12 protein-coding genes are annotated in these 12,581 nt (G+C 48.3%); 7 read left to right on the top strand and 5 right to left on the bottom strand.

All coding sequences use genetic code 11. The annotated features are described in order from the left end of the window. Nucleotides 1-50 precede the first annotated feature (50 nt). Genes KNO99_RS07935 through menC form a run of 6 tightly spaced genes read left to right on the top strand, consistent with a single transcriptional unit; the run spans nucleotide 51 to nucleotide 7,160 of the window. Nucleotides 51-1,418 (top strand): isochorismate synthase, encoded by a 1,368-nt coding sequence (locus KNO99_RS07935; RefSeq protein ID WP_214747192.1) that lies wholly within the window; start codon nucleotides 51-53, stop codon nucleotides 1,416-1,418. Nucleotides 1,419-1,431: 13 nt separating this feature from the next. After that, complete coding sequence (gene menD / locus KNO99_RS07940) at nucleotides 1,432-3,081, top strand: 2-succinyl-5-enolpyruvyl-6-hydroxy-3-cyclohexene-1-carboxylic-acid synthase (protein ID WP_214747195.1); 1,650 nt, start codon at nucleotides 1,432-1,434, stop codon at nucleotides 3,079-3,081. Beyond that, the gene (locus KNO99_RS07945) at nucleotides 3,078-3,857 is read left to right on the top strand and encodes an alpha/beta fold hydrolase (RefSeq protein WP_214747198.1); all 780 of its coding nucleotides are present in this window, start codon (nucleotides 3,078-3,080) and stop codon (nucleotides 3,855-3,857) included. The genes menD and KNO99_RS07945 overlap by 4 nt, the downstream gene beginning before the upstream one ends. Before the next feature lies 1 nt (nucleotide 3,858). Further along, entirely contained in the window at nucleotides 3,859-4,683 is an 825-nt protein-coding gene (gene menB / locus KNO99_RS07950; RefSeq protein WP_214696369.1) for a 1,4-dihydroxy-2-naphthoyl-CoA synthase, read from the top strand. Nucleotides 4,684-4,734: 51 nt separating this feature from the next. After that, nucleotides 4,735-6,093 (top strand): o-succinylbenzoate--CoA ligase, encoded by a 1,359-nt coding sequence (gene menE / locus KNO99_RS07955; RefSeq protein WP_214747202.1) that lies wholly within the window; start codon nucleotides 4,735-4,737, stop codon nucleotides 6,091-6,093. Then, nucleotides 6,090-7,160, top strand: coding sequence for an o-succinylbenzoate synthase (gene menC, locus KNO99_RS07960; protein WP_214747204.1), 1,071 nt, complete (start codon nucleotides 6,090-6,092; stop codon nucleotides 7,158-7,160). The genes menE and menC overlap by 4 nt, the downstream gene beginning before the upstream one ends. Before the next feature lie 32 nt (nucleotides 7,161-7,192). On the opposite strand, the gene map is transcribed toward menC, so the two are convergent. The 5 genes from map to KNO99_RS07985 form a co-directional block, all read right to left on the bottom strand. Next, a complete protein-coding gene (gene map / locus KNO99_RS07965) occupies nucleotides 7,193-7,942 on the bottom strand; it encodes a type I methionyl aminopeptidase (protein ID WP_214747207.1) in 750 nt (249 codons plus the stop codon). A 14-nt stretch (nucleotides 7,943-7,956) separates the two neighbouring features. Then, the gene (locus tag KNO99_RS07970; protein WP_214747210.1) at nucleotides 7,957-9,141 is read right to left on the bottom strand and encodes an EAL-associated domain-containing protein; all 1,185 of its coding nucleotides are present in this window, start codon (nucleotides 9,139-9,141) and stop codon (nucleotides 7,957-7,959) included. A 40-nt stretch (nucleotides 9,142-9,181) separates the two neighbouring features. Continuing rightward, nucleotides 9,182-9,433: a hypothetical protein gene (locus KNO99_RS07975; protein ID WP_214747211.1), complete on the bottom strand. Its 252-nt coding sequence runs from the start codon at nucleotides 9,431-9,433 to the stop codon at nucleotides 9,182-9,184. Between the two features lie 100 nt (nucleotides 9,434-9,533). Further along, nucleotides 9,534-11,057 (bottom strand): degradosome RNA helicase CshA, encoded by a 1,524-nt coding sequence (cshA, locus tag KNO99_RS07980; RefSeq protein WP_214696383.1) that lies wholly within the window; start codon nucleotides 11,055-11,057, stop codon nucleotides 9,534-9,536. 170 nt (nucleotides 11,058-11,227) lie between these two features. Beyond that, the gene (locus tag KNO99_RS07985) at nucleotides 11,228-12,079 is read right to left on the bottom strand and encodes a CvfB family protein (RefSeq protein ID WP_074033070.1); all 852 of its coding nucleotides are present in this window, start codon (nucleotides 12,077-12,079) and stop codon (nucleotides 11,228-11,230) included. 288 nt (nucleotides 12,080-12,367) lie between these two features. Here KNO99_RS07985 and KNO99_RS07990 point away from each other — a divergent pair, with 288 nt between their 5' ends. Next, entirely contained in the window at nucleotides 12,368-12,520 is a 153-nt protein-coding gene (locus KNO99_RS07990; protein ID WP_015880844.1) for a hypothetical protein, read from the top strand. Nucleotides 12,521-12,581 lie beyond the last annotated feature (61 nt).

Here is a 12,581-nt window from a genome sequence, read left to right on the forward strand (position 1 = left end):
TGATACACTAAAGAGTGAGAATTCTATCGGATTGAGGAGGCTTTTCTTTCATGCCAGATACTCAAACACATATAAAACAACGAATCGAGCAAGCTCACAAACGGGCGCGAGCTTGGCAACGTCCTGTCCTCGCATCCTACACGTGGGAAATTTCGGCGTTCGATGCGTTTCAAATCATTCAAAACACGGATACGTCCCATTATTACTTCATGACACCGGACCGTACGCTTGAAATGCTCGGTTGCGGAGATGCGCTCGTTTTGAGTGCATCAGGACCCGAACGATTTCAGCGACTCCAGTATGATTGGAGTCTTCATCGACGAGATGTCGACGCAACCGTCCATGCGTTTGCTGGCTTTTCGTTCGATACGTTCATGCGTCCGCAAAAAAGTATGTGGGATGCCTTTGGGGAGGCATCACTCGTCGTTCCAAAATTTTTATACCGTCGTTATAAAGACCGACACACATTGACAGTCGCGACCCTTGTCTCTTCGAAACAATCGGTCGAGCAGTATTTAATTCAATTGGCCGATCAATTGGCGCAATTCAGCTCACTTCGTCCGTCCGAAGAGTCAACACCGTCCTATTCGAAAGTAAAAGACGGTGTGGAACATTACAAATCAAGCTTTCAGCAAGCCAAGCAGTTGATCGAGGAAGAGCGAGTCGAAAAAATCGTCATCGCGCGAGAAGAAATTTATCAACGTTCCGATGACGCTTTCCCTTTCGCTAAGAGTTTGAAGCATTTGGCTGACCATCAAGAGTCGAGTTACATCTACTTATACCAACCTAAACGTGACATCGGCTTCTTCGGAGCGACACCTGAACGCTTGATTCAAAAAGAAGGGATGCGACTGAATACAGCTGCTATCGCCGGAACAATCAAGCGCCCTCAGACTGAAATTGAAAGCGACCTCGCGAAGGAACAATTGTTACATGATGCGAAAAATCGTGAAGAACATCAAATCGTCGTGAAAGATATTAAGCAAGCTTTGGCACCTTACACCGCACCGATTCACACGAGCGAGACACCGCAAATTCTTGCGAATCGATCGGTGTTCCACCTGCACACTCCGATCCAGGCGACACTCGAAACAAACGCTTCCTTGTTGTCGTTAGCGGAGGCACTCCATCCAACCCCAGCCCTCGGAGGCTCACCGAAGCGGACATCGGTCCGATTGCTTCGTGAAATCGAGCGGTTCGACCGTGGATGGTACGGTTCTCCATTTGGCTGGGTCGATAACGAAGGGGATGGCGAGTTCGTCGTCGCCATCCGCTCGGCACTCGTACAGCATCAGTTCGTCGCACTTTACGCAGGAGGCGGTATTGTCAGAGACTCGGTTCTCGAGCAAGAGCTTGAAGAAACCGAAATGAAAATGAGTCCAATCAAACAAGCTTTACAGTTTGATTCGCACGACTAAGGAGGCACCCTACATGAATAAGATGTTGACCGACTGGGTAGCATCCATGGTGAATCGACTTGTTGAATCCGGCGTGACCGATGTGGTCATCAGTCCAGGTTCTCGTTCGACCCCACTCGCGATGGCGGCATATTTGCACCCGCAAATCCGCCATCACATCATCGTCGACGAGCGCTCCGCCGCCTTTTATGCTCTCGGATTGACTCGGTCGACGAAGATGATCCGTCCTGTCGCACTCATTTGCACGAGCGGCACGGCTGCGACAAATTACTACTCGGCAGTGACGGAGGCATTTATTTCGCAATTGCCGCTCATCGTCTTGACGACCGATCGACCACATGAACTTCGGAACGTCGGGGCACCACAAGCGATCAATCAAATTCGGTTATACGGTGAACAAGTAAAGACGAGTCTCGACTTACCTGTACCTGAAGAAGCAACGCTGCCGTTCATGCAGCAGACAATCACCCGGTTCACGAATCTTGCCATGCAGTCACCCATGGGCCCCGTTCACTTGAATGTCCCGTTCCGAGAACCGTTGCTACCAGACCATGAACAGTTGAAGCTGATGCTGAGAGGTGAACCTGTTATACCGGAAAGACAGAGCGTTCGCCCGACAAATACCGACCGGAAAATCTTTTTGGAACGTACGAGTCAAAAGCAACTCGCATTCGTTGTCGGCCCTTACACACCGATGTCATGGCAAAAAGCCATTTACAAATCAGCGACCGAGCATCATATCCCGATCTTTGCGGATCCACTCGGCGGCATGCGTCGTTTCGACGGTGTCTTGACGAACTACGACACGTGGCTCGCAAGTGAACATAAAGCCGACTGGTTACCGGATGTGTTCATCCGATTCGGTGCCGCGCCCGTTTCAAAACGACTCAATCAGTGGATGACTGCAACGGAGCTAGTTGTGATTGAAGAGCCGGGCTCTTATCGTGACCCAAGTAGCCGTGCGACCATCTGTTACGGAGACGCACTCGACTTTTTACCACTCATTGAATCAACAAATGATTCACGTTACGTCGAACGACTACGTTTCTTCGAGAATGTCACGGAAACGGCGAAGCCTTCACTCCAGGGAGAAGCCGAATTGACGAAACGCTTGCTCGATACGTCAATCGAACGTCTCTTCGTCAGTAACAGTATGCCGATTCGTGATGTCGATACGACATTATCAGCCGGAAAGAGCGTGCAAGTTCTTGCAAACCGGGGCGCCAATGGGATTGACGGTGTTCTTTCGAGTGCGCTCGGTAGCTGTTATGACACGTCTCATGCCGCTCTACTGATTGGTGATTTAGCATTCTATCATGATAGCAATGCCCTACAACTGTTAAAACATCATCCTGGTAAGTTTTCAGTCGTGATTTCGAATAATAATGGTGGAGGGATTTTCTCCTTTTTACCGCAAGCTTCCGTCGATACCCAACTTTTCGAAGATTTGTTTGGAACACCGCTTAACTTGAACATTCGTGGGTTTGCCGAGACTTACGGGTTGTCCTATCGTCTAATTGAGCAACCACAGGAGATTCAAGAAGCGATTGAAGACGGCATTCATTTGATTGAGTTCCCATCGGATCGGGAGCAGAACGTGACGACTCACCGAGGATGGACGCAGTCTGTCTGCGCTCGTCTTGTCACGGAGAATGAGGCATGATCGTCGAGTTGCGAGGTGTCGACTATGAAGTACGTATTCGAGGAGAAGGAAAACCAGTATTATTTTTACACGGGTTCACGGGAAATGCTCAATGGGTCGATTCGTTCCCTAGCTTACCGGTTCGACGCGTGTCACCTTCATTATTGCAACATGGCGCAACGGAACGCCCTCCCGTCACTCGTTCGACGATGAATCAACAAGTGAAAGATCTTTCACGCCTACTCGATTTAGACGATCGTCCTTGGACAGTCGTCGGTTATTCACTCGGCGGTCGAATCGGATTGACACTCGCCGCGTGCGACAAACGCGTCGAACATGTCATCGGAATCAGCACGACACCCGGTCTCCGATCTTCTAAAGAGCGGACAGCTCGTCGACGTCAAGACGAAGAACTCGCCCGATTCATCGAAACCGAAGGACTCTCCGCATTCGTCAAGCGATGGGAGAACCTTCCGCTTTGGCGACAAACTGAAGAGATGAAACAATCACTTAGGAAGGACCGACTCGCACAACATCCGACTGCTCTTGCGAACAGTTTGCGCGCCATCGGTACAGGTCATATGCCGTCGCTCTGGGGTGCATTGCACCGCCTTCCCCACGTCGATTTGATTGTCGGGGCAGAAGATTCTAAGTTCAGAGCGATTGCACGAGACATGCAGAAAGAACGGTCTGATATTAAAATCTATGAAATTTCAGATGCGGGGCATGCTCCTCATATCGAGAATGCACCAGAGTTTGGTACAATAATAAAGAAATTGATTTTAGGGGGTATTTAAAATGGAATCAGTAGCGAACTGGACATCGGTCCGTACGTATGAAGACATTAAATATGAAACATGGAATGGGATTGCTAAAATCACCATCAACCGTCCAGAGGTACGCAACGCGTTCCGTCCGTTGACGGTCAATGAATTGATTGATGCATTCGCACGCGCACGCGACGATAAAGAAGTCGGCGTCATCATCTTGACGGGTGAAGGCGAAAAGGCATTCTGTTCAGGTGGAGACCAAAAAGTTCGTGGGCATGGTGGATACGTCGGGGAAGATGAAATCCCGCGCTTGAACGTCCTCGACCTTCAACGCCTCATTCGCGTCATTCCAAAACCGGTCATTGCCATGGTCGCAGGTTTTGCAATCGGTGGAGGACATGTCCTTCACGTCGTATGTGACTTAACGATTGCAGCGGACAACGCTCGCTTCGGACAAACAGGTCCTAAAGTCGGTTCGTTCGATGCAGGATACGGCTCTGGTTACTTAGCACGCATCATCGGTCATAAGAAAGCTCGTGAAATCTGGTACCTTTGCCGCCAGTACGATGCACAAGAAGCACTCGAAATGGGACTCGTCAACACAGTCGTCCCTCTCGATCAACTCGAAGCAGAAACAGTCAAGTGGTGCCAAGAAATCTTACAACACTCACCAACTGCACTTCGCTTCTTGAAAGCAGCAATGAATGCGGACACAGACGGTCTTGCTGGACTTCAGCAACTCGCTGGAGACGCAACGCTTCTCTACTACACAACCGATGAAGCGAAAGAAGGACGCGATGCGTTCAAAGAAAAACGTGACCCTGACTTCGGTCAATTCCCACGTTTCCCTTAATTTTGTTGAGAGAGTAGCGATTCCGCTACTCTTTTTTTGGAGGTTACAGACATGTATGAATGGATTGATCAACATCCGGCATCACAGATTGCACTCGTGACACGTGAAGAGAGACTGACGTGGGAAGCGTTACGTACCGAGAGCCTGCAACTTGCCCAATACATCCATGAACAGACACCCACTGCCGAAAAGATTGGCATATTCGCTAAAAACAGCAAAGACTATATCATCGCCATCCATGCGGTGCACCTGCTTGGCAAAGTACTCGTTCCAATCAACACACGCTTGACCGAAGAGGAAGTGCGCACTCAGTTAAACACAGCAAGAGTCGATTTGCTTCTTGTCGATGATAAGATCGATTTGCAAGTCACACAACTTTTCGTGACATGTCGGGCGCGTTCATGTTTCACGGTGACACATGAGTGGAAAGAAAATGACACCATGTCTCTCATGTTTACATCCGGTACGACGGGGCGGGCCAAGGCTGTACAACAGACGTATGGGAATCATCTCGCAAGCGCACGTGCTGCCGAAGCGCATCTAGACTATCACCCATCCGACCGCATGCTTACGGTGACGCCACTCTTTCACATGAGCGGGCTCTCTCAAGTGTATCGGAGTGCAATCATCGGTTCGACGCTTTATGTCGAACCCCGTTTTGACGTCGACCGAACTCTTCATTTAATTGAAACTGAAGGCATTACCCAGTTGTCACTCGTCTCCATCATGCTACAGCGACTACTGGATGCCGGGCTAGAAAAACACCGTCTTCGGACGTTGCTCGTCGGAGGTGGACCGGTCCCTCGCCCGTTACTAGAAGAAGCAGAGCGACGACAGTTACCGGTCGCTCAAACATATGGGATGACCGAAACGTGTTCTCAAGTCGCCACGCTACTTCCAAGCGAAGCGCTCTCACATATCGGTTCGAGCGGGAGAGCCATCGCACCGACCGTGATCCGAATTAGTCAGGACGGGGAGATTGAGGTAAAAGGACCAACTGTGACAAGTGGGTACTTCGAACAACCTGAATCAGATGCTTGGACACCAGACGGTTACTGGAAAACAGGTGATCTCGGAACGATGAAAGACGGGTATTTATATGTACACGATCGCCGAAGCGACCTCATTATTTCTGGTGGCGAAAACGTGTATCCTGCTGAAATCGAGGCTGCGATGTTACGATGTGCCGGTGTCCGAGACGTTGGGGTTACGAAACAAGCACACCCGACCTGGGGAGAAGTCCCGCTCGCCTTCGTCGTCGGATCATATGACCCGACGGAGATGCAGGCAATCCTCGATTCCCAGTTAGCCAAGTATAAACATCCGCTTGCGATTCATTACGTAGAGGACCTACCCCGAAACGCGAACGGAAAATTAATGCGTCATCGCTTAAAGGAGCTACTGCCATGATCAAACGTGCCGACCTTTCAATCGTCCCTTTGACATTTAAACACCCCATCGTAACGGCGCACGCCGTTTTGTCGGTGAGACGAACACTCATCCTTCGACTTGAAACTGTAGATGGTGTCGTCGGATATGGCGAAGGTGTCGCCTTTGAGACACCTTGGTACACGGAAGAAACGACTCAGTCCATGATTGATACATCAAAATTGATTCTTCATCTATTAAAGGGCATGACGGTCACGACGGACGTGTTTCCGACCCTCGTCTCATCGGTTATCGGTCAACGAATGGCGAAAGCGATGTGGGAAAGTGCATTATGGGAGATTGAAGCAGCACGCGCGAACATGTCACTTAAGTCGTATATGAAGGCCGGAGATACCGTCTCCTGCGGTAGAACGATTGGGATTGGGCTACTCCATCAGACGATGAACTCGATTGAAACAGCGCTAGCCGATGGTTTCGAGCGAATCAAATTAAAAGCCTCCCCTAATGAATTACTCCCGGCACTACGCGAAATCCGAGCTGTCTTTCCAGATGCGCCACTCATGATTGACTTAAACGGAAGCGCGTCCGATCAACCGATAGAATGGTTCGAACAAATCGACGCCCATCGGTTATTGATGATTGAACAACCGTATCCGAGCCGCCAGTTCGCCAAATCGGCGACTCTTCAACAAAAACTCAAGACACCGATCTGCCTCGATGAGTCGATTACGTCTTACGACGATGTGGAGACGATGACGAAACTCGGCGCGGGTAAAATCGTCAATATTAAGCCTGCACGTGTCGGTGGTTTCAGTGAGGCGTTGCACATTCGGAAACACGGAACGCCGTACTGGGTCGGTGGAATGTATGAATCAGGGATCGGAAGGTATCACACGCTTTTATTCGCTTCGCTCAGCGGCGCGAGCTTTCCGGCGGATATGTCGGGGACGAGCGCTTACTTCGAACAAGATTTGCTCGATACACCGCTCGAGGTCGAGAATGGGAAGTTGACGCTTCCGGATCCGGTACAACCCGACTGGGATGTAATCGAACAGCTACGCGAAGAAGTGATTTCATTGCAAACATAAAGAAGGTGCGGTTCACGAGAACCACACCTTTTTTAACGGAATGACCCCGTTAACACTTCATATCCATCTTCCGTGACGATGACCGTATGCTCGAACTGTGAGACGAGGCTCTTGTTCGGTGTGAAGAGTGTCCATCCGTCTTCTTCCGACTGATAGACGATTTCGTCTTTCGTCGAGATGAATGTTTCGACCGCAATCACTTGCCCAGCCTTTAAGAGCTGATTCTCTTCGCGACTGTAGTAGTTCGAAATCGTCTCCGGCTCCCCGTGCAACGTTCGACCGAGACCGTGTCCAGCTAAGTTACGGATGACCGTGAATCCATTCTTTCTCGCGTCGGCATAAATCGCTTTCCCGATCTGATTGACTTTCACGCCCGCTTTGACTTTGCTAAGACCCGCTTCGAGCGACGTCAACGACACTTCGACCAATCGTTCATGTTGAGGTGATTTTGCTGCGCCCGCAATGACCGTACGACCTGTATCCGCATAATAGCCATCCTTCACAGCCGAGACGTCAACGTTGACGATATCACCTTCTTGAATGACCTCTTCCCCAGGAATCCCGTGGGCGGCGACGTCATTGAGTGAGATGCACGTGTATCCTGGAAACTCATACATCGTAATCGGTGCAGAAGCCGCACCCTCTTCTTCTAAAATACGTTGCCCAATCGCATCCAATTCTTTTGTCGTCATGCCTGGTTTGACGGCTTTCGCCATCTCATCTCGTGCAAGTGCGACGATTCGACCGATTTCGCGTAACGCATCGTAATCATAATCTAACATCATAACTCTTCCTTTCAGTCTAATAATCGATTTTGGTACAGATATTCTTCAGATATGTCGGCGAATAAGAACATGCCGTCGGGTAACGGATAACTGAACGTACGCGTCACTTCGTTTGAACTGAAATCACGATAGTCTCCTGATAAATAACCACGTCCTCGAACGTCCATGGCCGCCATCGTTTGAATGAAATATGGACGGAAACTCCAGTTGTAACCCCGATACGTATTATCGACACGCCATTCTCCGTTCACACAGTAGACGTTTGCACTCGTCTGAAAACCTGTCTTATCCGTCAAATAGTAACGGACAAACACTTCCTCGAGCTTCGGTGCGATGTATTGAATCCACTCGTCTTTCTTATCTCTCGACCATTTTCCGGATTGAACGAGTTCTCCGATTCGACGATGTAACTCAAACTCAAGTTCGTATAAACGATTCAATCGCTTCTGATCATGTAAAAAGAAAGAAGGCACTTCTTGCGCCAAGACACCCATTCCTTTGATTTCTCGTTGTGGGAGCTCGTCTTCTAGACCAAGCAAGCCACCCATGTAATAGCGACCGCCGTGTTGCCAAGCATAACGAAGCTGACCGATATGGTTGATCGATTTGTACAGAAGCGGTGCACCGAGCTTCGAAGCGATATATTCCATCGTTTGAAGCATGTTCGGATAGGTGACCGACAACGTCTTTTTCTCCACCATCGTACCAAGATCGACAAGCAACAATTCTGGTGCGAGTGTCATAATGTCCTCGATACTCGTCGACTCTGCGAAGTCTAGGGCAATTTTCAGTCCATATGAACGGTAGTATTGAATGACACGCGATAGGCGAGGAACATCAACCAAATCCGTCCCTTGAAGCGTCACATAAATACGATGTAACGGGAAATTCAATTCGCGAAGCGGAGCTAAAAAAGCTTCTCCCCCTTCTTCAAGAATCCATTCCGACCGACATCTGAATGTGACGAATGGCTTGGCATCTCGAAGTTGTGCTGCTGCCAGTTGCTCCATGCGTTGGGCGATGTCTAACTGATACTCGAGCGGAACGTCATCATCATAAAAAAATGGCGTCAACGATTCTCCTCGGAATCGCCCATGTACCATATAGCCTTCCACTTGAAACGTCGCCGCTCCAAGGATTGGTTCATACGTCACCATCACTTCTTCAGGATGGACCATCACTTCTACCGCATCCATAACTCATCACCTCTTCGTTAAATGCGAAAACGAGCTACAATCAGCTCGTTCGCGTGTGTACATACATATAGGCACCGAAACAAGCAATAAAATAGGCGATACTCATTACGCCATATGCAATGCCCATCTTTCCGCCTACTCCAATGGCTAACACTAAAAAAATCATCGCTCCAAATAACAATGTCGCCACGGGGATATAACGAAAGTTAGGACGGTCTGTCTTTGACACGATTGGTTTGAGTGCGAGCACACAACCAAGTAGCACAAGGAGACCGAAACTTAATTCCACCATCCGTTGACACCTCATCCTTCTATCTCTACTCAACTAGTGTAGCACGACACAATAAAAAAAGCCGCAAATCCACTTAAGGAAATGCGGCATTTCACGATGATTAGTCACGCGGACGGCGTGGGCCACGGTCATCCGAGCGACGACGATCGTCACCACGGTATGATCCTTTACGGTCTCCGCTACGTCCATCACGACGTTCGCCACCGCGTCCACCACGACGATCGCCACCACGGCCACCGCCACGACGGTCGTTACGACCACGGTATCCACCGCGATCGCCACCACGGCCACCTTGACGTTTGACACGAACTGGTTCAGCGTACGAGATTTCAACAGGTGTTGAATCCGGCTCTTTCGTCAATCCACGAAGGGCTGCAGCGAGAATTTCAACTGCTTCATACTCTTCAAGAAGTTCAGTCGCAAGTTGCGTGTACGCTTTGAAGTCGCCCGCTTGAACGCGTTCGATCAACTCTTCAGCTGCTTGCTTTTGGTTTCCTTCAAGTACTTCCGCGATTGTCGGTACGTGACGACGGTTCATGCGTTTATTCGTTACACGTTCGATTGCTTTTACTTGTCCAAACTCACGTGGTGTGATGAATGTGAGGGCAGTACCTGTTTTACCAGCGCGACCTGTACGACCGATACGGTGTACGTAGCTCTCTGGGTCTTGTGGTACATCGAAGTTGTAAACGTGCGTGACACCTGAAATATCAAGTCCACGTGCAGCAACGTCAGTCGCTACTAAGATATCGATTGTTCCGTTTTTGAAACGACGAATCACTTGGTCACGTTTTGATTGCGTCAAGTCTCCGTGAAGACCATCTGCTGTATATCCGCGCTTGATAAGTGCTTCTGTCACTTCATCAACACGTTTCTTCGTACGAGCGAAGATGATGCTGAGTTCTGGTGAGTCGATGTCGATCAAACGGCAAAGCGTATCGAATTTTTGACCTTCGCGCAATTCGATGAACTGTTGGTTGATGTTCTCAACTGTCATTTCTTTCGCTTTGACTTTGATGATTGTCGGCGACTTCATGAAACGCTCTGCAATCTTTTTGATTTGTGGTGGCATCGTCGCTGAGAAAAGAAGCGTTTGGCGCTCTTCAGGAAGACCTGCCAAAATCGTTTCGATATCTTCAACGAAGCCCATGTTGAGCATTTCGTCTGCTTCATCCAAGATGACTGTTTGAATGTCATCAAGTTTGATTGTTTTACGTTTCATGTGGTCCATGAGACGTCCTGGTGTTGCAACAACGATTTGTGGGTTCTTTTTCAAACCACGGATTTGACGGTCGATTTGCTGACCACCGTAAACAGGAAGTGCGTATACGCGCTTTGTTTCTCCGATTTTGTTTAATTCTTCTGCAACTTGAATCGCAAGTTCACGTGTCGGTGCAAGAACGAGTGCTTGGACTTGACGTGCCTTTGAATCGATTCGCTCAATTGTCGGAATACCGAAAGCTGCTGTTTTCCCTGTACCTGTTTGTGCTTGTCCTAATACGTCCACTCCTGTGAGTGCGACAGGAATTGTCTCAGCTTGGATCGGTGTAGCTTCCTCGAAGCCCATTTTGTGTACACCTTTTACTAACGCTTCACTTAATTGTAAATCTTGGAATTTTGTCAAATTATATTCTCCTTTGTTCATACAAAAAACGTCTGAGTTCAGTTTGACAGATCTACAGACGTTTTCTCAATGTTTCCTCATAGTCAACTTTATTAACTATAACGTATTTATTCCTAAAATGAAAGAAATACATTTTCAAACTTTTTCATGTCATCCGAACATGAGTTATCTTATTTTAATTTGTAGCCGTTGTCGAGCTTTTCAACTTGCTTTTCTTTTAGTAGTTTTCCGAGCGCCCGTTTAAACGCGGCTTTGCTCATCCCGAACTCACGGTCAATGACGTCAGGGGCTGTCTTGTCGCCGTAAGGCATTTGACCACCACGTTCCTCGATATAAGAGAGGACGCTCGCCGCATCGCCGTCAATCGCCTCATAGGCACGTGGTTTCATAGAAACGAGAACCGTTCCATCTTGTTTCACTTGGGTCACTCGAACCGTCAATTGTTCACCAAGACGTGGCCAACGTGTCATTTCTGCTTCGTGTAAGAAACCGAGTGATTCTCCTTCGACCCATACGTTGACGCCAACTTCACGTTTATTGACGACAGTCGCTTGAACATCTTGGTTGTTCCATTCTTCTTTCGATGGACGTGCCAACAAGTTCAAGTATGCGTAAGGTGCCGGATCCCCGAGCAAACGTCCTTTTTGGTCATACTTCAAACGAATGCACAATTGGTCTCCCGCTTGCGGCCAGTATGACCGGTTCTCTGGTAAGTCGTCCATCGAGACGAGAACATCTTTTTGAATCCCGATATTGACGAAGACACCTGTGTTATATCGAACGCCAGTCACTTCACACCATTCATACTCATCGAAAGAGACCGTCGGAATCGTCATTGTTGATGCGAGACGCCCTTCTGAGTCATGATATAAAAAGACACGAACCGTTTGACCGACCGTCACTTCTTCCGTCTGTTCTTTTCGATGAAGGAGTACCTCTTCGCGACCGTTACTAATGAATACTCCAAAATCAGCAGAACGTTCCGCGACCAAGTCTACTACTTCTCCTGCGCGCAATGCCATTACACCCACATCCTTTTCTAATCTATTACTGTCAGTATACCTATCTACACACGTTCCTAATCATATCATGTTCTCTTTCAACATTTTGAATAAATGTGACGAAATTGTGAATGCAAAGAAGAAAGGAAAAAACGTCACAACAAATGGAAGTGAGGTAATATGTTAAAATTTTGTGACAATTTTGTGAACGCCTTTTTTTCTTCTAGTAACCTTTTTTTGAAAACGTTATTATATAGGAAGTGTCCAGTAAAAATAAGGTTTCATTTAGGATTGATCGGGGGATAATAAATGTTTGATATACAGTCTCGTTCGTTTGCAAAACGTTTTACAAAAGGGCTACTCGTCGCCTTTTTCGCATTACTTGCATCACTCAGCTTCATTTTTTCAAACGGTGTGGATACAAACGTATCGTCATCATCGACTTATATGACTCAAGAGTAAACGTCTTCCGTGCTACTGGAGGCGTTTTTTCTTTGCCAAACGCAAACAGGAATTTCCTACA

Source organism: Exiguobacterium sp. s189 (assembly GCF_018617615.1).
In the GTDB taxonomy this organism is placed as follows: Bacteria; Bacillota; Bacilli; order Exiguobacteriales; family Exiguobacteriaceae; genus Exiguobacterium; species Exiguobacterium aestuarii_A.